At 45.1% G+C, this 20,083-nt stretch carries 22 protein-coding genes and 2 pseudogenes; 12 read left to right on the forward strand and 12 right to left on the reverse strand.

The features are described 5' to 3' along the window. Positions 1 to 160, forward strand: a pseudogene (locus AZH43_RS02170) (hypothetical protein); the annotation flags it as partial. 280 nt (positions 161 to 440) lie between these two features. Here the strand turns inward: AZH43_RS02170 and AZH43_RS02175 are convergent. From AZH43_RS02175 to AZH43_RS02185, 3 genes are read right to left on the reverse strand one after another with little or no spacing between them, the layout of a single operon-like run. After that, complete coding sequence (locus tag AZH43_RS02175; RefSeq protein WP_067666145.1) at positions 441 to 1,520, reverse strand: DUF6670 family protein; 1,080 nt, start codon at positions 1,518 to 1,520, stop codon at positions 441 to 443. A gap of 18 nt (positions 1,521 to 1,538) precedes the next feature. Continuing rightward, positions 1,539 to 2,366: a CDP-diacylglycerol--serine O-phosphatidyltransferase gene (pssA, locus tag AZH43_RS02180; protein ID WP_067666148.1), complete on the reverse strand. Its 828-nt coding sequence runs from the start codon at positions 2,364 to 2,366 to the stop codon at positions 1,539 to 1,541. Positions 2,367 to 2,424: 58 nt separating this feature from the next. Next, positions 2,425 to 3,282, reverse strand: coding sequence for a 23S rRNA (adenine(2030)-N(6))-methyltransferase RlmJ (locus AZH43_RS02185; protein ID WP_067666151.1), 858 nt, complete (start codon positions 3,280 to 3,282; stop codon positions 2,425 to 2,427). 115 nt (positions 3,283 to 3,397) lie between these two features. Here AZH43_RS02185 and AZH43_RS02190 point away from each other — a divergent pair, with 115 nt between their 5' ends. Beyond that, the gene (locus AZH43_RS02190; RefSeq protein ID WP_067666154.1) at positions 3,398 to 4,000 is read left to right on the forward strand and encodes a 2OG-Fe(II) oxygenase; all 603 of its coding nucleotides are present in this window, start codon (positions 3,398 to 3,400) and stop codon (positions 3,998 to 4,000) included. A gap of 84 nt (positions 4,001 to 4,084) precedes the next feature. Next, the gene (locus AZH43_RS02195; protein ID WP_067666157.1) at positions 4,085 to 4,612 is read left to right on the forward strand and encodes a hypothetical protein; all 528 of its coding nucleotides are present in this window, start codon (positions 4,085 to 4,087) and stop codon (positions 4,610 to 4,612) included. Between the two features lie 142 nt (positions 4,613 to 4,754). Here the strand turns inward: AZH43_RS02195 and AZH43_RS02200 are convergent, their stop codons facing one another. The 5 genes from AZH43_RS02200 to AZH43_RS02220 form a co-directional block, all read right to left on the reverse strand. Then, positions 4,755 to 5,012: a DUF2789 family protein gene (locus AZH43_RS02200; RefSeq protein ID WP_067666160.1), complete on the reverse strand. Its 258-nt coding sequence runs from the start codon at positions 5,010 to 5,012 to the stop codon at positions 4,755 to 4,757. Positions 5,013 to 5,118: 106 nt separating this feature from the next. Next, positions 5,119 to 5,379 carry a DUF2789 family protein gene (locus AZH43_RS02205; protein WP_067666163.1) on the reverse strand — a complete coding sequence of 87 codons (261 nt, stop codon included), beginning with the start codon at positions 5,377 to 5,379 and terminating at the stop codon, positions 5,119 to 5,121. Positions 5,380 to 5,560: 181 nt separating this feature from the next. Next, positions 5,561 to 6,547, reverse strand: a complete 987-nt coding sequence (locus AZH43_RS02210) for a malate dehydrogenase (RefSeq protein ID WP_067666166.1) — start codon at positions 6,545 to 6,547, stop codon at positions 5,561 to 5,563. A 170-nt stretch (positions 6,548 to 6,717) separates the two neighbouring features. Further along, entirely contained in the window at positions 6,718 to 7,371 is a 654-nt protein-coding gene (locus AZH43_RS02215) for a ribonuclease T2 family protein (protein WP_067666169.1), read from the reverse strand. 57 nt (positions 7,372 to 7,428) lie between these two features. Beyond that, entirely contained in the window at positions 7,429 to 9,387 is a 1,959-nt protein-coding gene (locus AZH43_RS02220; RefSeq protein ID WP_067666172.1) for a lytic transglycosylase domain-containing protein, read from the reverse strand. A 317-nt stretch (positions 9,388 to 9,704) separates the two neighbouring features. Here AZH43_RS02220 and miaB point away from each other — a divergent pair, with 317 nt between their 5' ends. From miaB to AZH43_RS02245, 5 genes are all read left to right on the forward strand, one after another. Then, a complete protein-coding gene (gene miaB / locus AZH43_RS02225; RefSeq protein ID WP_067666203.1) occupies positions 9,705 to 11,162 on the forward strand; it encodes a tRNA (N6-isopentenyl adenosine(37)-C2)-methylthiotransferase MiaB in 1,458 nt (485 codons plus the stop codon). Between the two features lie 39 nt (positions 11,163 to 11,201). Further along, a complete protein-coding gene (locus AZH43_RS02230) occupies positions 11,202 to 12,278 on the forward strand; it encodes a PhoH family protein (RefSeq protein WP_067666175.1) in 1,077 nt (358 codons plus the stop codon). Positions 12,279 to 12,293: 15 nt separating this feature from the next. Next, positions 12,294 to 12,779 (forward strand): rRNA maturation RNase YbeY, encoded by a 486-nt coding sequence (ybeY, locus tag AZH43_RS02235; protein WP_067666206.1) that lies wholly within the window; start codon positions 12,294 to 12,296, stop codon positions 12,777 to 12,779. Positions 12,780 to 12,880: 101 nt separating this feature from the next. After that, entirely contained in the window at positions 12,881 to 13,183 is a 303-nt protein-coding gene (locus AZH43_RS02240; RefSeq protein WP_067666178.1) for an antibiotic biosynthesis monooxygenase family protein, read from the forward strand. Between the two features lie 130 nt (positions 13,184 to 13,313). Next, entirely contained in the window at positions 13,314 to 13,721 is a 408-nt protein-coding gene (locus AZH43_RS02245; protein ID WP_067666209.1) for a hypothetical protein, read from the forward strand. A gap of 41 nt (positions 13,722 to 13,762) precedes the next feature. Here the strand turns inward: AZH43_RS02245 and AZH43_RS02250 are convergent, their stop codons facing one another. Further along, positions 13,763 to 14,641, reverse strand: a complete 879-nt coding sequence (locus AZH43_RS02250; protein ID WP_067666182.1) for an energy transducer TonB — start codon at positions 14,639 to 14,641, stop codon at positions 13,763 to 13,765. 241 nt (positions 14,642 to 14,882) lie between these two features. Between AZH43_RS02250 and AZH43_RS02255 the strand changes: the two genes are divergently transcribed. The 3 genes from AZH43_RS02255 (at position 14,883) to AZH43_RS02265 (ending at position 17,118) form a co-directional block, all read left to right on the forward strand. Further along, positions 14,883 to 15,566: a hypothetical protein gene (locus tag AZH43_RS02255; RefSeq protein WP_067666185.1), complete on the forward strand. Its 684-nt coding sequence runs from the start codon at positions 14,883 to 14,885 to the stop codon at positions 15,564 to 15,566. A gap of 173 nt (positions 15,567 to 15,739) precedes the next feature. Then, entirely contained in the window at positions 15,740 to 16,453 is a 714-nt protein-coding gene (locus AZH43_RS02260) for a DUF3108 domain-containing protein (RefSeq protein WP_067666188.1), read from the forward strand. Positions 16,454 to 16,542: 89 nt separating this feature from the next. After that, positions 16,543 to 17,118: a xanthine phosphoribosyltransferase gene (locus tag AZH43_RS02265; RefSeq protein WP_067666191.1), complete on the forward strand. Its 576-nt coding sequence runs from the start codon at positions 16,543 to 16,545 to the stop codon at positions 17,116 to 17,118. 68 nt (positions 17,119 to 17,186) lie between these two features. Here AZH43_RS02265 and AZH43_RS02270 read toward each other — a convergent pair whose 3' ends face one another. Continuing rightward, positions 17,187 to 18,164 carry an aliphatic sulfonate ABC transporter substrate-binding protein gene (locus tag AZH43_RS02270; protein WP_067666194.1) on the reverse strand — a complete coding sequence of 326 codons (978 nt, stop codon included), beginning with the start codon at positions 18,162 to 18,164 and terminating at the stop codon, positions 17,187 to 17,189. A gap of 262 nt (positions 18,165 to 18,426) precedes the next feature. On the opposite strand from AZH43_RS02270, the gene AZH43_RS02275 reads away from it, so the two are divergent. Beyond that, complete coding sequence (locus AZH43_RS02275; RefSeq protein ID WP_067666197.1) at positions 18,427 to 18,822, forward strand: hypothetical protein; 396 nt, start codon at positions 18,427 to 18,429, stop codon at positions 18,820 to 18,822. Between the two features lie 74 nt (positions 18,823 to 18,896). On the opposite strand, the gene AZH43_RS02280 is transcribed toward AZH43_RS02275, so the two are convergent. Then, entirely contained in the window at positions 18,897 to 19,076 is a 180-nt protein-coding gene (locus AZH43_RS02280; RefSeq protein WP_067666200.1) for a hypothetical protein, read from the reverse strand. Positions 19,077 to 19,462: 386 nt separating this feature from the next. Continuing rightward, positions 19,463 to 19,975: pseudogene (locus tag AZH43_RS02285) on the reverse strand (NAD(P)H-dependent oxidoreductase); the annotation flags it as partial. Positions 19,976 to 20,083 lie beyond the last annotated feature (108 nt).

Consider the following 20,083-nt stretch of genomic DNA (forward strand, 5'->3'; position numbering starts at 1 on the left):
CGTTAAAGATGAGTATGTAGACAAAGAATTTGGTACAGGCTGTGTGAAAATCACCCCTGCGCACGACTTCAATGACTATGAAGTCGGCAAACGCTGCGAATTGCCAATCATCAACATTTTCAACAAAAATGCGGAAGTGTTGGCTGAGTATAATCTCTTAATGATCTTCTTGCTGATTCGTCACCAGCAAGCTAGGTCGGCTATACTACTCTCTTTCGATGAATAGTCAACAGGTTTTGTTGATTATTTTTAAACTCCCTCAAGATTCTCAGAATCAACCACTTCTGGCCAACTCCTTGTTTCTCAACAAGTTTTAATCAACATCACCGCCGATGGATGTGCATTCTACAGCATTCCCTACCAGACGCAACCCCATTTCTTAATTATTTTAAATAAAATGCTTTAACAGCTCATTTATTCATCAATAAGCGCAGTTTTATCTATTTTTTTAAGAAAATGGGGGACGAATCACCTAATTCATCCAAAAGTTTTTCAGCTTTGTTCTTTTCCTGCCAATTTAGCGGCCGGCAGTCGATATATTCACAATACCCGCCTTCCCCTTCTTCAAGCTGATCATTTATTTTCACAAGATAGCTGAAACTGCCTGCGAAACCTGCACCCAATCCAAATTTAAAATCGCCCCGGCTTTTCGCCTGAATGTGAATGCGGATGCCTTCTGCCTGAATATTCCACTCAAACTCTCTCGGCAAGTACATTTTTTTAAAATTTGGCGTTTTGACCGCAGGATAAAGCCGATGTATATGAAAAGTCACATTCTCATCACACATCCATGCCTGATTTTTTTTTAAGTCTTTCAAATATGCGCGTGACTGCAGCACTCGGTTCAGCTTGTCTCTGGTTTGCATCACAATCAGCTGGCGCTGACCGCTCAGATTGATAATCTGCGAGCTGTAAAATGCAATCGGAAGAAATGGAAACTTCATTATTCGCGCAAATTCCAATGAACCCAGCTGCTGAATGGCGTAATGCCGCCCCTTATAGTTCAGCTCCCCTGAACATTCAGACAATTGTGACCAATATTCTGCGAGCCCCATTCGAAGCTTATTGAAATAGCACATTGCGCCAGCAGTTTTTATCTTCAGGTCAAAGCTGAGTTCGCCATCTACACGCTGCAATTGAAAATCAGGAAAATTGCCACTGAAACTTTCACGGTCTAAAAAGTGAAAAGAACCCGCTTGAAAATTGCATTCGCGGTCAATTTCATAACTGCTGAATTGCCCGACCATATGCAGGCTGCTGCTGGACATTACTGTGGCTTTATTATTTTGATCAATGCCGGCTTGAGTTTTTTCTTGGCAAAAAATTGACGCATTGGGGCGGCCAATCACACTGATGAAATTTAAATAGTGCAGCGGCGCGGGCAGATTGGGAATTTTCAGGCCCAAAAGTATTGTTTTATATTGTGATGTTTGTGCATGCAAGGGCAAATGACGCACAAGCTTAGCTGGAGTTTGATTCAGCTGTTTGGATTGATCTAGAAAACCTTTAAACAACTGCATATCAAACTCCTTACATTGCTATGCTGCCGTTTGTTTGCGCGCAAGAAAGGTGGTTACAAAACCCGACAACGCATAAATAATGGAAATCACTAAAATACCGACCGGGATGTTGTAGGTTACTGCTGCCAATATAAATACAATAATCGGCAAGACAGCAAATGGTACGCGCTTGCGGTCTACTGTCTTGAATGAATAATATTTAATATTGGAAATCATCAATAAACCCACTGCCACAATCACAACCGCATTGATGATCTGAATGCCTGTCTCACGCAAGTCAAACACAGCAGGAAAATCACGGGCAACCAGCACCAGCGAGATAATCATGACAGCCGCAAGCGGGCTGGCAACACCGATAAAGTATCGCTTATCCACCACACCGATCTGCACATTGAAACGCGCCAAGCGGAACGCTGCGCATGCTGTGTAGACAAAGCAGGCAGCCAAACCGATACGCCCTAAATCATGCAGGCTCCAGCTGTACATCAGAATAGCAGGCGCTACACCGAAGGCCAGCAAATCTGACAATGAATCAAACTGCTCACCGAATGGACTTTGTGCGCCAATCGCGCGCGCTACACGGCCATCCAAGCCATCAAACAGCGCTGCAATAAAAATTGCATAGACTGCCTGTGTATAGTCGCCGTTCATGCTGGCAATAATGGAATAGAAACCTGACAGCAGCGCGAGCGTAGTAATCAGGTTAGGCCACAAATAGATGCCGCGACGTTTGACCTTCTGCCCTTCATGAGTATGCTCTTCTTCTTCCACTTCAAAAGTGATGCCGTCAAAAGCGCTTTCTTCCTTGGAAGAAATTTCCCGTTCGGGTTTATTTATATTTGTCATTCTACGATCCTAATTGTGACCTTTTGTCTTACTTTACTTCACATAACGCTGTTTTAAATTATTCACCGACCAGCCAGCGAACAGCCGCATGGCCGCCATTTTCGCTCATGCGCAAATGCGGGAACAGCCACTGCAGCGCTTCATCGGCATCTTGCGAGAATTTCCACGGCGGATTAATCACCAATAAGCCGCAGCCATTCAGACCAACAGGCGTATCATCTGGCCATACACACACTTCACAGACCAACTGACGGCGAATGCCGGTTTTGAACATTTTCTTTTCAAAACGCTCAATCATGGCGCGGTCCTTAATTGGATACCATACTGCAAAAACGCCTGTTGGCCATTTTTTATAGGCAGCTACCAGTAATTCTACCAATTGCGGAAAATCTTTGCGTTCAATTTCGTAAGGCGGATCAATCATCACCAAACCGCGTTTTTCTTTAGGCGGAATGACACCGAGCAAGCCTTCATATGCATCACGTTCATGCAAGCCGGCACGCTTGTCAAAAATATTGTGGCGCAATTGCTGGAATACATCACGCTGCATTTCAAAAATGGTGGCTTTATCTATTTCACGCATGCCTTCCAAAGCAAACCATGGCGAACCCGGATAAGCGCCCTTGCCAAAGTTTTCACGCATTTTTCCAACAATTTTCAAATATTGCTGCACGCCTTCCGGCGCATTGCGCGTAATGGAATCATCCAGTTTCATCAGACGGTGAATACCGTTTAAAAACTCGCCAGATTTTTGCGCTTCAGAAGTCGACAAGTCATATTTACCCGCACCACCATGCGTATCAACATAGCGATATGGTTTATCTTTTGCATTGAGTCGAGTCAATAATTGAAGCAACAATACATGCTTCATGACATCGGCAAAGTTGCCTGCATGGAAGTGGTGACGGTAATTCATGTTTCAATAATTCCTGATATCAACGGCTATTTTAGCATGAAAAATAGTTTCATTCCGATGCTTATCTTGCTCTAGAATAGCTGACCTTTTTCCGCTTCTTTTTACGGTTTTGCTTATGGATGCTGTTCTACTCCCAAAGTCCTGGGATGTTGATCAAATCTTAGATGATTTAGATCAACATGGATTTGCAATGATTGACGATGCTTATTCTGCTGAATATATGCATGCGCTGGTTGAAGAATGCATCTCCCATTTAAATCAATTTCGTGACGCCGCAATCCAGAATGGCGTGGTCAGCAACATCCGCAGTGACCATATTTTATGGATTGATGAGCAGCTGAATTTTGCCCAGCAGCATATTCACTATTTAAACGCCCTTTCAACTCAATTGAATCAGGCGTTTTTTTTGGGCATTCAAGAAGCAGAAGCGCATTTTGCCTGCTACAACGCGGGAGAATTCTATGCCCTGCACCGCGATAATCCGCAGGGGAAAAATGGCCGGATCATTTCAACCGTCTATTATCTGCATGAAAACTGGCATGGCGACTGGGGCGGAGAATTGCGCCTGCAGGACAAAAATGGCCGCTGGCATATTATTGCGCCCACCCCCAACCGCATTGCGATATTCCAAAGCGACCTGCTGCACGAAGTAATTCAGGCCAAGCATCAGCGTTTATCTATTACGGCGTGGCTGCGCAGCGGCAATCCGATTTGGTAAGCTTTAAATTCCAGTATTCATCCTCATATACTTGTCACGCCAATTTAGCGCGCATAACCGTCATTGCAATCGAGGAAGCTATCCATGTCTGACCAGATCAAACCTATTATTCAACGCATTGGTGAGACAGATCAGCTGTATTTGCAAGGCAATACTCCTGAGCTGGCCCTTGAGCGCGCGGATTTGCGCCTGCAGCTGGTGACCTTAAGCCAATTGCGTCAAGAGCAGATTCACTTTCTGCAAGAAGCCGTGGTGCTGCTTGAACAAGGCCGCTTTGAATTTGATGAAATGCCATTGCGTCTATATGTAGACTTGTCTTTGCATCTGGCCAAAGCCTATATGATGTATTTTGAAATTACCGGCGAAGCGCGTTTTGCCATTATTACGCAGCAAATTTTAAAACCCATGACGCATGATGATTTTGGCGATATTTACTTTTTTCTGGCCTATGCCGCCGCTGCCAAACAAGAGCCATCCCTAACCCGCCACTGGCTCAAAAAATACAGCGCAACGCAGGCTTTTGATTTAGAACTGCTCCGCGGGCATTCCGCGTTCGCCACTTTTCATCAAGAGCAGTGGTTCAGCGCCATGCTTCACAGCAAGCTGCATTAATATCGAACTCGCAGATATTACAATTTCATAATTCTGCAGCCGAAAACAAAAAAATGCCTTTAATAAGGCATTTTTTTGTTTTGGTTTTAATGAAATTATCCTTTCAAAAAAACCGTGAAGTTTCAAAAAAGCTTTTGAACCATTAAGCAGGCTGCAGTTTATAGGCATCCATATGCAGCTGCTGATTCAGCTCATCAATCCAAATAGCCCAGTCATCATCCTGCACTAGATGGCTGATTAAAAAGTCGCGCTGGGCTTTGTTCCAGAACGGCGCATCATGCAGGTTTTCTTGCGCAGAAAGCTGATGAGTTCTGACATACAGCTCTATAGCCGCAGGACTGCTGGCTAACCCCAACTGAGAAAACAATAAAGCTAAGGATGGTGTATTTTGATTGAGCATCTCGCCCTCCTTATCAACTAATCTGTCATTTATTATTTAATTAACTTATATGATATTGATAAAAAAACCTAGCATTTATGGCTAGGTTTGTTGTTTCAAATTGTGATTATAAACTGCACGATCCAGAAAGCTTATGCTCTGTATGCAATTGCTCATTTAAAATATCGACCACCATGGCCCAGTCATCATCTTTTTTCCAATGGCTGATAATGAAATCATGCTGGGATCTCGTCCAAAAATCTGCTTCATGCAGCGGAACATCCATGGTCAATTGATGCGTTTCTATAAACTGATCGATCGCTTCAGGGCTCGAGTCCAAACCCAGCTGATCAAAAAAAAGTTCTAAAGTCGGCTGCTGATCAAACATATGTTTCTCCCCAAGCCTTTACAAGATTCTCTTTAACGTTATCTTGAAGCAGGATAGGTTGCAATTGCTCAGATATTAAAGCATGTTATTTTTTGTTTATTTTTTATCCGCATCACAATCTGTCCGCCATAAAAAAAGCACCCTAAAAGGGTGCTTTTTTAATTCAATCGTTTAGATCAAATTATTTAACCATGTCAGCAACTGCTGCACGTTCGCCTTCTAACTCGTCTAGAGTGAAGTTGATACGCTCACGGCTGAATTCATCGATTTCAAGACCTTGAACGATTTTGTATTCGCCATTTTCAGTTGTTACAGGGAAACCGAACATAACGCCTTCAGGAATACCGTAAGAACCGTCAGAAGGAATACCCATAGTTACCCATTTGCCGTTTGTGCCAAGAGCCCAATCGCGCATATGGTCGATTGCAGCGTTTGCAGCAGACGCAGCAGAAGACAAACCGCGTGCTTCGATGATCGCAGCGCCACGTTTACCAACAGTTGGAAGGAACACATCTTTGTTCCAAGCCGCATCGTTGATTTTGTCTTTTAAGCTTTCGCCGTTTACAGTTGCAAAACGGTAGTCAGCATACATTGTTGGAGAGTGGTTGCCCCAAACTGTCATTGTTTCGATATCAGAAACTGCAACGCCAGCTTTTTGAGCAAGTTGAGTCAACGCACGGTTGTGGTCAAGACGCAGCATTGCTGTAAAGTTTTTCGCTGGAAGATCTGGAGCAGATTTCATTGCGATGTAAGCATTCGTGTTTGCAGGGTTGCCTACAACAAGTACTTTAACGTCACGGCTCGCAACTTCGTTCAGCGCTTGACCTTGACCAATGAAGATTTCGCCATTTACTTTAAGTAATTCAGCACGTTCCATACCTGGACCACGTGGACGTGAACCAACCAACAACGCATAGTCAGCATCTTTGAATGCAACTTTAGGATCGTCAGTACCGATCATGCCTTCCAGCAATGGGAATGCACAGTCGTCAAGTTCCATCATTACGCCTTTAAGCGCAGCTTGAGCTTTCTCAAAAGGAACTTCGAGCAATTGCAAAATAACTGGTTGATCTTTACCTAACATTTCGCCGCTTGCGATACGGAATAATAGGCTGTAACCAATTTGACCTGCTGCGCCAGTTACGGCAACACGAACTGCTTGCTTCATCTAATTATCTCCAATTGAGGATAGTCAATGCAATTAAATAGCTGTTCTATTTAATCTTAATAATCATAAACGCGAAAGATTGTACTCCAATCTTTTCGCAGTTGCATGTAAAAGAGAATGCTTTTCAACAAAAGTATGATAGGAAATATAAATAAAATATCTTTAATGACTCAGAAAGATCCCTTAATGGTGAAGGATGCCGGGCAATTGCCGGAGACAATCCCCGAACACTGCATGTATCCGCCATTGCTTCGATAGCATATTTTAATGTCCGTCAGAATATTGCCGGCATAAGATGGCTGGCAGCTGAACTGCACGCCATTTGCAGGCAGTCCGCTGTTCAAGCGGAGCATTTTGCTGCGCAATGCAGCAGACTGCATTTGACGGGTTTCCTGACTGGTCAGCTCTTCCGGTATTTTCAGCTTCTCTGCATAATTGATAATGGTTCTGAAATACTGGCTGGCATTCATCGGCACGCAGCCCCCGACTTCATGCCACAGCGCATTTCGGGCATTTTCATCGGGCATCACCCGCGCAACAACTTTGGCCTGAATGGGAGATAATTTTACGGCGCTGCTGGTAAAGCAGTCCTGAGAGTTTGTTTCAGGAAACAGCCCTGTAATATTCAGTGAATAGCCTTCCAAGCACTTGCGCTTTTTATTGCGCTGCGGGTCTAAAGAACAGGCGGCAGGCACCAGCTGCACATTCATCATGTAGCCATGCACAGCAGGAGCAGCCAAAACAGCAGGCGAAACACCATAGCCAGCGCCCGCCAAGAGCAAAGCCAGCCATAGTGTTTTTTTACTGCCTGTCATCCGCCGCATTCCCTGCCCCCAGTCATTCACTCATTCAGCTTTCGGGTTTAAGATTGTTTGTAAAAGTTATTGCACATTGCGCATTGGAATAGTCTGCATGCGCTTGCCGATGGACTGTGCGCCTTGCCCCAGCAGCACGCCATAATGCGTTGCATTGGTCATGACATGCTTCACATAATCACGGGTTTCAGTTAATGGAATCGTTTCTGCATATTGATCTGCTGAAAGTCCCTGATCATCCGGCTGCCAGCGGCGCGCGCGGTTCGGGCCCGCATTATAGCCGGCAGTCGCCAGAACAGGGCTGTTGCTTAATTGGCTCTGAATCATCGACAAATAATAAGTGCCATAGCGAATATTGGTATTCATATCGGTTAAAGCAGCAGGGTTATAAGTTTCCCCCATTTGGCGCGCCACCTGTTTTGCAGTATCCGGCATAATCTGCATCAGCCCTCCTGCACCGACATGCGAACGCGCACTGGAAACAAAGCGGCTTTCCTGACGCATCAGGCCATACGCCCAAGCAGGATCAATCCCTGCATTGCGGCTGTGGCTGACAACATAGGACTGATGCGGCATAGCATAGCGCAGGCTGTAATTATGCTGATTGACGGTTCTGTCTGCTGCATAAATCGCCCGGTCATACCACCCCATATCGGTTGCGCGCTTAGCGGCAGCCAAAAGCAGCCCATCGTCTTTTTTCAGATACGCCTGACGCACCGCCCAGTTCCATTCACGGTTTACATAATTGTCTGGCGCATTGACATTGCGCAGCGCAAATGCGCGCCGGAAATGAATGTCCTGACTTAAACGCTGTACATCGGCACTGCTGGGCTGCGCATTGCTGGGCACGCTGCTGTAGCTTTGGCCGACATGGTCTTTGGCCAGCAGGTTATGATAATCATCGCCTTGCGCCAAACGCTTAAAGATGTCCTGTGCAGTGCGTTTTGACGATGTATCTCCGCGCTGCTCAGACGCCCGCGCCAGCCAGTACTGCCAGCGGTCTTCCTGCTGCTGCGTCACGCTCATGCTGTTGATGGCGCGGATTAAACTTTCCCATGCGCTGAAACGGATTGCCTGACGCGCATAGATTTCGGCTTCTTCAGGGCTGAAAGGCAAGCCATAGCTGGCATCCAAATACCCCAGCACTTCACGGCTGAAATTATTTTTCATCACGGTGGTGCCGCCAATGTAGCCAACCGTGCGGTACAGCGCGCGCTGCACATCTGCCGGCGTGCCTTCTGCCGCGCGTTTTGCCGAGGCCATCGCGCTGTTTAAATCACTGTCTGCCAAACGGCCTAGCGCATAAATCAGATAAGCCTGATCTTCTTTGCTGTTTTTCGGCGCTGACCATAAATAATTCATCGGATTGGCCTGAATACTATTTAGCTGCGCCAAAGACAAATTCATATTAATGCTTTGCGCAGTAGCGAGCGCTTGGCCTGACTGGCCTGCACGCAGCTGTCCCCAAAGGCGCAGCTGACGGTCCTGCTCTGTCATCAATGGGCTGGACAGCATCATGCGGCCCAAGCCGGTGCAAGACTCAGGCTGAGAATTGGTTGTCAGCCAAACATCTTTAAATTCTGCATAAATTAACGGATCGCCGGACTTTGCACGCACTTGCGCAACTGCGCAGGTTTCGGCTTGGTCGGCATTGGTGACATATTGCAGAATAGGCTGTGCGGAACTGAAATCCGCCATTTTGACTTTTTCTTCAACGTAATCCGCCGCCAATTTTTCAGCCATCGCAGACTGAGGATAGCGCTGCGCAAAATTTGCGATTTGCGATGCAGGCTGAGAGGCTAAATTGCTGTTCAGCAGCCAATATTCAGGATAATAGCCCAAAGCATCATTTTGCATGGAATACTGGTACTGCTGCAGCATTGCGGTGTTGCCTGAATTGGCTGCGCGCAATGCTTCGTTAAACTGCTCATCAGCTGCCTGCGCAGAGTAAGAAATACAGGCTGAAGTTGCCCCTAAAGCAAGCAATTGATAATATTTATTGAATTTCCAAACTTTATTTAACATCCACTTGCCTTCTTTTGATTCACTGCCAGCCCTAAGCGCATTTTGCTCATCATTTTGAAGTTAGTTTAATAACTCTCAATCTGATGTATTGTTGTGTTATGTAACCTTATGATTAAACAATATTAATTTTCAAACATTTTTACTTCACAAATCAATATTTAATGCCGGTTATTTTAGGCTGTAAGTTTATATCGAATTACTGCTAAAATATGCGCCTTCCATAAATATAGATATGAATGAACGGGCAAATGCCAGCTTTGCAGCCAAAGCATCCGCCAGACATGCATATTCTCCAATTGATCCTTTCAGGAGCCTACATGACGGTTCAAACCTTCATCCCCAATGGTGCCCACGCTGCCTCAGAAAACACTGTTACCCAGCCACAGCACACCCCAGCTATCGACAGCGCAGTGAAAAAACTGTACATCGAAACGCAAGGGTGTCAGATGAATGAGTATGACAGTCACCGTATGGCAGATCTTTTAGGCGACTCGCACGGCTATGTGCTGACCAAAGATCCGAAAGATGCCGATATCCTGCTGATGAATACCTGCTCAATCCGCGAAAAAGCGCAGGAAAAGGTTTTTTCTGAGCTGGGACGCTGGCGCAAGCTGAAAGAAAAAAATCCCGATCTGATCATTGGTGTCGGCGGCTGCGTGGCTTCACAGGAAGGCGACAATATTCAAAAACGCGCCAACTATGTCGACATGATTTTCGGCCCGCAAACCCTGCACCGCTTGCCGCAAATGCTGGATCAGCATTTTGAGCAGATCGAAAAGCCAAAACAAGAAAAAATCAAATTGGTGGATATTTCATTTCCAGACATTGAAAAATTTGACTTTTTGCCTGAACCGCGTGTTGAAGGCTATAAAGCATTTGTTTCTATTATGGAAGGCTGTTCTAAATACTGTTCTTTCTGTGTTGTGCCTTATACCCGCGGCGAAGAGGTTTCCCGCCCGCTGGATGATGTGCTGGCAGAAATTGCAACGCTGGCAGAAAAAGGCGTACGCGAAATTTCACTGCTGGGGCAAAATGTAAACGGCTACCGCGGTGAAACCTTTGAAGGCAACATTTGCACCTTTGCAGATTTATTGCGTTTGGTCGCTGAGATTCCGGGTATTGGACGTTTGCGCTATACCACATCGCATCCGCTTGAATTTAATGATGACCTGATTCAATGCTACCGTGATTTGCCACAAATGGTGTCTCACCTGCACTTGCCTGTGCAAAGCGGTTCCAATGATGTGCTTCAGGCCATGAAGCGCAACCACACCATTGACGTCTATATTGAAAAAATTGCCAAGTTGCGCAAAGTCCGTCCGGATATGCATTTATCGTCAGACTTCATTATTGGTTTTCCTGGAGAAACTGACGAGAACTTCGAAGAGACCTATCAATTTATTCAAGATATGGATTTTGACCATTCTTACAGCTTTATCTATTCAAAACGCCCCGGCACGCCTGCATCTGAACTGGAAGACAATATTCCTGAAGATGTGAAAAAAGACCGCTTGGCCAAAGTCCAGCAATGGATCAAGCAGTCCAGCATTGATAAAACAGATGCCATGCTGGGCACTATCCAGCGGGTGCTGGTCGAAAAAGTTTCAGATAAAGATCCGAACCTGCTGATCGGCACTGCAGACAATACCCGTTTAGTCTCTTTTATCGGTGATCCGGATTGGGTTGGGCGCTTTGCTGAAATTGAAGTTACCGACATCAAAACTTTAAAGTTTGTTTATGGCGAGCTCTTGAATCTTGAACCTGACGTGGCGTAATGTAAGAGCTGAACTCAAGACTACTTTTAAGGAATTCTCTTGACTGCAGCGATTCGGCGTACAGTAACATTTCCGGGTGTTTCCCTTGACCGTTTACAAAGCATGCTTGGCGCTTACAACGGTCATTTGAAACAAATTGAACAACGTTTAGATGTCACTATTTCCCATCGGGCCGATGCCTTTTTTATTGATGGTGAAATTGATGCAGTTGAAAGAGCTGAAGGCCTTTTGCACCGGCTGCATGAAGAATCAGAAACTTCCAATCAGATCAGTGCAGACACGCTGCACTTAATGATTCAAGGCAGCCAGACTGACCGTGAATTGCAGGAAAATATGGAAGGCCAAGAACATACTGGGCTGGAAGATATCTACCTGCAAACCCGCAAAGGGCGCATTAACCCGCGCGGCGCCAATCAAAAACGCTACGTGCAGCGCATTCTGAACAGTGATATTTCCTTCGGTATTGGCCCTGCAGGTACAGGCAAGACCTATCTTGCCGTGGCTGCTGCCGTTGATATGCTGGAACGCAACGAAATTCAGCGGATTTTACTGGTCCGGCCTGCTGTTGAAGCCGGTGAGAAACTGGGCTTCCTGCCGGGTGACTTAACTCAAAAAATCGATCCGTATCTGCGCCCTTTATACGATGCCCTGTATGAAATGCTCGGTTTTGAAAAAGTCGCTAAACTGATTGAGCGGCAAGTGATTGAAGTTGCCCCGCTGGCCTATATGCGCGGACGCACCCTGAATCATTCTTTTGTTATTTTGGATGAAGCGCAAAATACCACGCCGGAACAGATGAAAATGTTCCTGACCCGTTTAGGCTTCGGCTCGCGCGCTGTGATTACCGGCGATGTTACCCAAGTCGACTTGCCCCGCGGCCAGCAGTCCGGACTGGCGCATGCCTTGCGCGTGATTGAGAAAATCAAAGAAATTCATATTACCCGTTTCCATTCCCGCGATGTAGTGCGCCATCAATTGGTACAGAAAATTGTTGAAGCCTATGAAGGATGGGACAGCGATCAGCAGCGCTTAAGCGCTGAAGCCCGTGCGGAACGTAAAGCGCAGCAGGAGGCGCTCATTGCCGACAATGACGCCAAAGCTGATGCGCAAGATTAAACTTAAGGATTTATGTTGAAACTTAACCTTTCTCTGCAGCAGGATTTTCAAGCGCCTGAATTGGCCTTGAAACGCGCCTACATTAAAAAAGTCATTGAAACTGCATTGCGTTTTATTGATGTGGATCAGGACTGTGAAATAGGCATTGCCTGCGTAGACAATGAAGACAGCCATAAACTAAATTTGGAATACCGCGAAAAGGACAAGCCGACCAATGTGCTGTCTTTTCCCAGCGATATTCCAGAAGAAGTTTTAAGCCTGCTGGATGCCGTGCCGATCGGCGATCTGGTGATTTGCATTCCTGTGGTTCTGCAGGAAGCCATTGAACAGCAAAAAACGCCAATTGAGCATTTCACCCACATGCTGGTGCATGGCACACTGCATTTAATGGGCTACGACCATGAAACATCAGACGAAGATGCTGAAGAAATGGAAGCGTTAGAAATCGAAATTCTGAAGAAGCTCGGTTTTGATAACCCATATACGGTCAAAGAAGATTAAAGCTCAAAATTTAAAAGCGGACTCCGGTCCGCTTTTTTATATCTGTACAACACTGAAATAACTCTTACTCAACACACAATAATCAAAACGGCAGGTTCATCATGAAATACGTGGTCATTTTCAAAGCCAAAATTAAACAATTTGATGAACACTATGCGCAAACAGCACAATTAATGCGTGAAAAAGCTTTAACAGAATTCCATTGCCAGCACTTTGAGGCGCTCTGTGAAAATGATCAAGAAATTGCGCTGTCTTATTGGAATCAGCTGGAAGATATTCAAGCATGGCATGCTGAAGCAGAACACATTGCAGCACAGCAGCTGGGCAAAACACAATGGTATGCACATTTCAGTGTAGAGGTCTGTGAAATCCAGCGCCGTTACAGCAGTGATCGTATGAAATAACCCATATAAACTGACTCATGCAGACAAAATTTATGTTAAAAACAATCTAAATCGCTTTGGGAAAGGAATAAATTTAATGACTCATTTCTTCACTGCAAATATCTTTAAGCAAAAATACCGCAAGACATTGATGCTCGTGCCCCTGCTCTTAAGCGCATGCTGTTTATCTGCCACCCTGCATGCAGAGAAACCTAAAGCTTGTCCAGAAGCCTCTTTTAAACAAGCAGATCAAGCTTGGGCTGGACATTATTATTTAGAAGGCGTTATGGAAGTCGGTTCTGAGCTGCTGCTGGAAAAGAACGGCAAATTTAAATGGTATTTGGCTGTAGGCGCTCTTGACCAATATGCCGAAGGCACATGGTGGAAAAACGAAAACTGTATTGGATTAAAAGCCGCACCTAAATTTCTTCGTAATTTACAGATTTTTCCAGCTCAGCTGAGTATTTCGGACAAAAATCTAGACGTGATTTGGATGGATGGACGTCAGCAAGGACGCTATGTATTAGCCCAGCGGGAAAGCAGCACAGAGACAGAATAGTCACTGCAGCCAGCACGAAGCATAGCTGCAGTTAAGTTCTCTTAATGCACTTCAAATTCAGCTTCCGCAGGGTCAAAACGCCAAGTCCGCACAATGCGCAGCTCAGAAATGTCTTTCATTTTGGAATCAAAGCCGCCGAAAGGCGCGGCTTTCCGCACGGAGGTTTTTGCCGCTTCATCCAGCATGGCGTGCCCTGAACTTTCAATTAGGCGGATTGCGCGGATACCGCCGCTGCTGTTTAAGATTACCATCAAGCGCACTTCGCCGGCTAAGCTTTGCTGTTTGGCGGCATCGGGGTAATAGCGGTTGCCGTAGAATTCCACTTTTTGGCGGAACTTTTCCATATACGCAGCCGTGTTGTCTTGCTTGGCCTGAATGCCGTCGATGGTTTTAATTTTTTGCTGGCGGCTGAAATTTTGCTGGCGCTGCAGATATTGCGCTTCGATGCTGGCAATCATGGCGGCTTTGGCCTGAAGCTGGCTTTGCATTTCATCGGCCGCTTTTTTGCGCTTGTTTTCTTCCGCCTGCTTTTGCCAGCTCAGAGTGGTCATCAGCACTTTTTCTTCAAAATTCAGCTCACGTTTCTGCTGCATTTTATCCAGCATTTCCTGCTGCTGCTCCCCAGCGGTTTGATCCACCATCGGAGCAGGCATGTCTGTAGACATCCGATGCGCTTCACGGAATTTTCCAGAACCTTGCTGATCGGCCTGCGCTAAAAAGTCGGCATGCTCAACTTTGCTGTCGCTGGGACGCAGCAAAACGGCAATTTCTTTGGTGGTTACATTGCTTTCTTGCGGCATGGCAAATTGCAGCGTTAAAACAGTTAAATGCAAAACTGCAGCCAAGCCTAAAGCGCCGGTAAAAATCGGGTCTTTCCACCAGTCTTGAATTAAAGGCTTAAAGGTCATTTTTTTCAGCATCACATTATTACGACAATTTGCCGAATTCCCCAAACACTCGAAATGTGTATAAAATAAAACATCGTTTTCATTTTTCAAATGAAACTGACAAATCCATCAACAAATGGACTGAGCATATTTAAAATCATAAAAATGGTGCAATTAATTTTGCTAAACTGCAAGCTCGGAACCTTGTATTTTTTGCATAATTCGACAAGATACATCAAAATTTTTAAAAAGCTCATTCGCTGGGACGCTCTCTATGCAAACGCTCATTTCCAATATTTCGCGACGCATACGCCAAGTGTATCAAAAGGCGGAAGGGTTTATTGAAGATGAACGCGAATTTCCACTCTCTCAAGTCTTCCTGAACGCAACCTTTCAGCGCTTTGTCACCGACAACGTGAAAATGCTGCAAGACCTGCATGCTGACCTGCATGATGACTGGCTGCGCCTGTATGCGACACTCAACTACAATGGCTTGGATATTACGCTGTCTGTGGACTTAAAACTGGTGCAGATGGAGCTGAACAAGACCACCCAGCTGATCGTATTTGAACAAATCAGCGACACACAGGTGATTGACGCCAAATATCCGAATATTCTGTATAAATGGGGCGTCAAACTCGCACTGTTCTTTTATCAGAAAGTGCTGAATGACGACCCTTTAGGCATGATTTTAGAAAAGCTGAATGTCATTAAAGTAAAAGATGATTTGCTGCATTTGGACTTAAACCGCTGGCTGGGTAAAAAACGCTCGATCATTGACACTTTAAGTAAAGTACATGTGAACCATGCTGTTTTGCGTGAAGCAGAATTGGTGGTCTTGGGCAATGTCAATTTAGCGGCGCTGTTCAGCAAAATGGCGCAGGAAAAACTCGATGTATGGGATGACAGTGACTTGGAAGAAACAGAAGTCACCCCGATTAAACAGAAAAACAAGTAAGACAGGCTGGACAAAAATTTAAGCAGTGCATATAAAAAGCAGCAGTAAATATACATTTACGGCTGCTTTTTAACTTTCATCTTCACAATCTTCGCGCATACTGGCAATGAAGGTGAAGGACAGAGATGTTTAATTATTTCACAATCGTACCACTTCATAGGAACAATTTACTTATGGCTCAGCTAGCTATTAAATCATTGGGTTTTGCTGCAGGGGTAAGCGCTGCACTGCTGTTTACTGGATTCGCAAGCCAAGCGTTTGCCATGAGTCCATTCCAAGCAAGTTACCAGTTTAACTACAATGGTAAAAACATGGGGTCAGCCACACGGACCTTAAGCAAGGCCGGCAATAACTGGTCGTATGTTTTTGTCGCAAAAGCAGGCGCTATTGCCTCCGCTACAGAAAGCAGCAATTTCAGCCTGAATGGCAGCTCCATTACCTCCGGCAGCTTTAAGCGCACCAGTAAAATTTTAGTGCACAACAACACCATGAGCATTAACTTCAACCCTAGTGCAAAAACCATCAATACCAAAAAAGATGACAAGGCCCGCTCCTTCGCTTGGCGCGCAGGCGTATTGGATGAGCTGAATGCTGAACTGCAGATTCGTGAAGATTTGAAAAACGGCGGCTTAAAATCCAATTACTGGATTGCAGATGCCAAAGAAGTTGAAGCGCGTAAATTTGTGAAGCAAGGCACAGAAAAAGTCAAAACCAGCTACGGCAGCTTTGACACCGTCAAGGTGGTCATGAAGCATGACAAGCCAGGGCGTGAAACTGTGTTCTGGTTAGCTCCAAAACTGGACTATGCGCCAGTCAAAATGTCTCACCAAGACGGTAAAACATCTTATGGCCTGCTCTTGACCGGCTATAAAGGTGCAACAAATTAATTGATTTGATCAATTTCGCTTGCATTTTTCTTGGTGCTTTTTAAAATACGCCTTTGCTTTAAAAAGCACCTGCCCTTGAGGATTCTCCCGTGTACGCACTAGAACAGAAAATCTTAGCTGAAGGTATCGTTCTATCTGAAGAAGTTCTGAAAGTCGATTCTTTCTTAAACCATCAAATCGACCCAGTCATGATGCAGCAAATTGGTCAAGAATTTGCACGCCTATTTAAAGATGCAGGCATCACGAAAATTATTACTATTGAAGCTTCTGGTATTGCCCCTGCGGTTATGGCTGGTTTAGAACTTGGCGTTCCGGTTATTTTTGCCCGAAAATACCAGTCTTTAACGTTAAAAGATGATTTGTACCGCTCAAAAGTGTTCTCTTTCACTAAGCAAGTGGAAAGCACGATTGCCATTTCTAAAAAGCATATCAATGCTGCCGATAAAGTTTTAGTGATTGATGATTTCTTAGCTAACGGCCAAGCTGCATTAGGCCTTGCCGATCTGATTCACCAAGCTGAAGCCGAAGTTATCGGTATCGGTATTGTGATTGAAAAATCATTCCAGCCGGGCCGTGAGTTCTTAATCGACAAAGGCTACCGTGTTGAATCTTTAGCGCGTGTTAAATCCCTTGCCAATGGCACTGTTGAATTTGTCCGTGACTAATTGATACAGCTGAAAATTAAAAGAGCGCAGATGCGCTCTTTTTTATGCCTGCTTAATACCAAACGTGCTTACTTTCCGTCCCAAACGTGTTCTTTCAGCACCACTGCATTGGGGATCAATTTCAAATTGGCAAATAGGTCTGCAATTTTCTGCTGCTCTGCAATGGTTGCGCCATCCAGCAATTTCGCTTTCACTGGCGATGCGCGCTTGCTTAATACTTTTTCCGCTACAGCAGATTCCAAGCCGGTGCTTTTCGCCAAAATCTGCACCGTTTCTGCAGGATGCGCATTAATCCAGTCATCTGTCGTGTTCAATGTTTCTATAATTTTATGCGCGGCAGCGGGCTGCGCCTTTAAAAACGCAGGTGACGACAGATAAAAACTGTACGCTGGCGGCAATTTCTGTGAATCAAACAATATACGGCTATCCCCTTTCAGCTCTGCTGCGCTCGAATACGGGTCCCAAACCGCCCAAGCATCAATGGATGACCGATCTAAAGCGGCGCGGGCATCTGCTGGAGTCAACCAAATCGGCTGGATGTCCTGCCAGCTCAACCCTGCTTTATTTAAAATTTGCGCAAGAAAATAATGCGCGCTTGAGCCCTTTGTCACCGCAATCCGCTTGCCTTTTAAATCCTGTATATTCTGCAAAGCGCTGCTTTTTGGCACCAGTAAGCTATGCGAGTTTTTCGAGTTAATCTCATAGGCTAAATACTCAATAGGCTTATTGCCCGATAAAGCGAATATCACAGGAGTATCACCGGTATAGCCAAAATCAATCGAACCGGCATTGAGAGCTTCCAGCGTTTGCGGGCCTGCCGGGAACTCTTTCCATTCAACTTGAACATTGGGAAATGCCTGCTCAAAAGCATGATTTTGCTTCGCCACAATTAATTTTAAGGCCGCTTTTTGATAGCCAATCTTTAATTTCTCAAGTTTGACTGCCGGTGCCGCCTGTTCAGCCGCGGATTCATTTTGCGTTTTGCTGCATGCCGCAAGACTGATACTCAAGCTTACAGCTGTCAACACTGCCCAATTTTTTTTCATTCTTTTTCCAATTTGCTATAAAAAAATGTTATTTCACAACATAACTGAAAGGGCTTTTCATCAGAAATCATTTTTCTTAACAACTAAATCTTAGAATTTAATTTAGCATTGCACCATCGCTAGGCATTATTTTGGCAGAAACAGTCAGCAGAATGCATGTCAAAAGCTGTTTTAATAATACAGTTGAAAAAATCAAGCCAATGATCATGGCCTGAATGATTTGATCAGCGCCTAAATGACTCGACTTAAATGAGCAAAAACTATGAATGAACAATCTTCCTTACAATGCCCGAAATGCGGCTCAGCTGATGTCGTCAAGCGTGATCACGAACAAAATCTGCAAAAAATTGGCGGCGTGCTGCTCAGCGGCGCAGGTACAGCGGCCGGCACAGTCGGCGGCGCAGCGTCGGGCGCATCAATAGGCGCGATGATTGGCGCGGCGGCTGGGCCATTAGGCGTCATTATGGGCGGCACAGTCGGCACGTTTGTCGGCGCAATTGGCGTGGGCATCACTGGCGGATTTTTAGGGCACCGCTTTGGCAAAAAAGCTGGAGTGATTGTTGACCAAAATGTATTCTTGGATTATCAATGCACGAAGTGCAAACACCGTTTTAATGAACAGCACGGCGTTGAAAATAACGCAGAGCGGAAAAAATAAAGCTGAACGCAGTCTGAAACCAACATAAAAAAAGAGCGCATATGCACTCTTTTTTTATGTATAAGCTTCGAGCACTATTGAGCATTCAGCGCAGCAAACTTTTCAGCAGCTTCCGCTTTTTCCTTTTGCACAGACATTTCCTGCTTTTTCTCTTGAGGAAAGTCTACCGTGTGCATCACAGGCATACTAAAAACCACTAAAGACATCATCATGGCACCGCAAGCCAAAACCGTACGAAGTTTAAAAAGAACCATCTATTTCCCCCTTAGGAAAAATTAAAAAATAGAATCATCCGCACACAAAAAAAGATGGATGATTCCTAAAAAGCAGCCTCTTACAGCTGTAAAAAAAGCGTGACCATTAGAATTTAATTCAAAGCTTTTGAATATCACTGTAAATTGGTATTTTTGATCAAATTATTTAATTTAGTATTTTTAATCTGCTATTTAGCACTAATTAAAGGCACAAAAAAAAAGCGAGAAAATTACAAAGTTATGCATTTTTCCCGCTCATTCCTTGTAAAGTTTTAACTGCCGCCATAGCTGGCAGTTAAAAATTAATAATCAGCATATTGATCGTTCTACATTGGGTGATCTGTAAAGCAAAAATCATGCTGGCGCTATAGCGCCGAAACAGTTATTCAGCTCAGCTTTTTCACCAGCTCACCCAGACGCAGCCCCTGCTCTGCGCATAAAATCTTTTCATCCTGACTCAAAGACAGATCATGGCGCGGCCCGCTGACATGGCTGGCACCATACGGCGTACCGCCGGTTTTGGTATTGGACAGCGCAGGCACCGAATTGCTTAACCCCATAATCATCATGCCGTGATGAAACAGCGGCGGCAGCATGGTCAGCAATGTGCTTTCCTGACCGCCATGCATGGAACCTGAAGCCGTAAAAACACAGGCCGGCTTGCCATGCAGCGCGCCATTCAGCCATAGGCTGGTGGTCTGATCGAGGAAATATTTCATCTCAGACGCCATATTGCCAAAACGGGTTGGAGAACCGAGCGCCAGACCAGAACACTCCGCCAAATCCTCTAAGGTGCAGTAAATATCGCCTTCATCAGGAATGCTTGGCGCCGCCTCAGTCACTACGGCTGCAATATTCGGCACCGTCCTGATTTTGACTTGAATGCCGGCGGACTCCACWYSACGCTTTTCGACTTTGCCAAGACGGCAGGCGCTTTGAACGCGGAAATTAGACTGAAATGCGCTTTAACGCAGTTTTAGCTGTTTTTTAGAGTTTAAGTGTTATTT

It is taken from the genome of Acinetobacter pragensis, assembly GCF_001605895.1.
Taxonomy (GTDB): domain Bacteria; phylum Pseudomonadota; class Gammaproteobacteria; order Pseudomonadales; family Moraxellaceae; genus Acinetobacter; species Acinetobacter pragensis.

What these genes read in the sequence shown, in the direction of transcription:
- AZH43_RS02260 (WP_067666188.1), top strand. Translation starts at nt 15,740, where the DNA reads ATGGCTCAGCTAGCTATTAAATCATTGGGTTTTGCTGCAGGGGTAAGC.
- AZH43_RS02205 (WP_067666163.1), bottom strand. Translation starts at nt 5,379, where the DNA reads ATGTTTGATCAGCAGCCGACTTTAGAACTTTTTTTTGATCAGCTGGGT.
- AZH43_RS02190 (WP_067666154.1), top strand. Translation starts at nt 3,398, where the DNA reads ATGGATGCTGTTCTACTCCCAAAGTCCTGGGATGTTGATCAAATCTTA.
- AZH43_RS02275 (WP_067666197.1), top strand. Translation starts at nt 18,427, where the DNA reads ATGAATGAACAATCTTCCTTACAATGCCCGAAATGCGGCTCAGCTGAT.
- AZH43_RS02270 (WP_067666194.1), bottom strand. Translation starts at nt 18,164, where the DNA reads ATGAAAAAAAATTGGGCAGTGTTGACAGCTGTAAGCTTGAGTATCAGT.
- AZH43_RS02280 (WP_067666200.1), bottom strand. Translation starts at nt 19,076, where the DNA reads ATGGTTCTTTTTAAACTTCGTACGGTTTTGGCTTGCGGTGCCATGATG.
- AZH43_RS02185 (WP_067666151.1), bottom strand. Translation starts at nt 3,282, where the DNA reads ATGAATTACCGTCACCACTTCCATGCAGGCAACTTTGCCGATGTCATG.
- pssA (WP_067666148.1), bottom strand. Translation starts at nt 2,366, where the DNA reads ATGACAAATATAAATAAACCCGAACGGGAAATTTCTTCCAAGGAAGAA.
- AZH43_RS02195 (WP_067666157.1), top strand. Translation starts at nt 4,085, where the DNA reads ATGTCTGACCAGATCAAACCTATTATTCAACGCATTGGTGAGACAGAT.
- AZH43_RS02245 (WP_067666209.1), top strand. Translation starts at nt 13,314, where the DNA reads ATGCTCGTGCCCCTGCTCTTAAGCGCATGCTGTTTATCTGCCACCCTG.
- AZH43_RS02250 (WP_067666182.1), bottom strand. Translation starts at nt 14,641, where the DNA reads ATGCTGAAAAAAATGACCTTTAAGCCTTTAATTCAAGACTGGTGGAAA.
- miaB (WP_067666203.1), top strand. Translation starts at nt 9,705, where the DNA reads ATGACGGTTCAAACCTTCATCCCCAATGGTGCCCACGCTGCCTCAGAA.
- AZH43_RS02220 (WP_067666172.1), bottom strand. Translation starts at nt 9,387, where the DNA reads ATGTTAAATAAAGTTTGGAAATTCAATAAATATTATCAATTGCTTGCT.
- AZH43_RS02200 (WP_067666160.1), bottom strand. Translation starts at nt 5,012, where the DNA reads ATGCTCAATCAAAATACACCATCCTTAGCTTTATTGTTTTCTCAGTTG.
- AZH43_RS02240 (WP_067666178.1), top strand. Translation starts at nt 12,881, where the DNA reads ATGAAATACGTGGTCATTTTCAAAGCCAAAATTAAACAATTTGATGAA.
- AZH43_RS02175 (WP_067666145.1), bottom strand. Translation starts at nt 1,520, where the DNA reads ATGCAGTTGTTTAAAGGTTTTCTAGATCAATCCAAACAGCTGAATCAA.
- AZH43_RS02215 (WP_067666169.1), bottom strand. Translation starts at nt 7,371, where the DNA reads ATGCGGCGGATGACAGGCAGTAAAAAAACACTATGGCTGGCTTTGCTC.
- AZH43_RS02210 (WP_067666166.1), bottom strand. Translation starts at nt 6,547, where the DNA reads ATGAAGCAAGCAGTTCGTGTTGCCGTAACTGGCGCAGCAGGTCAAATT.
- AZH43_RS02255 (WP_067666185.1), top strand. Translation starts at nt 14,883, where the DNA reads ATGCAAACGCTCATTTCCAATATTTCGCGACGCATACGCCAAGTGTAT.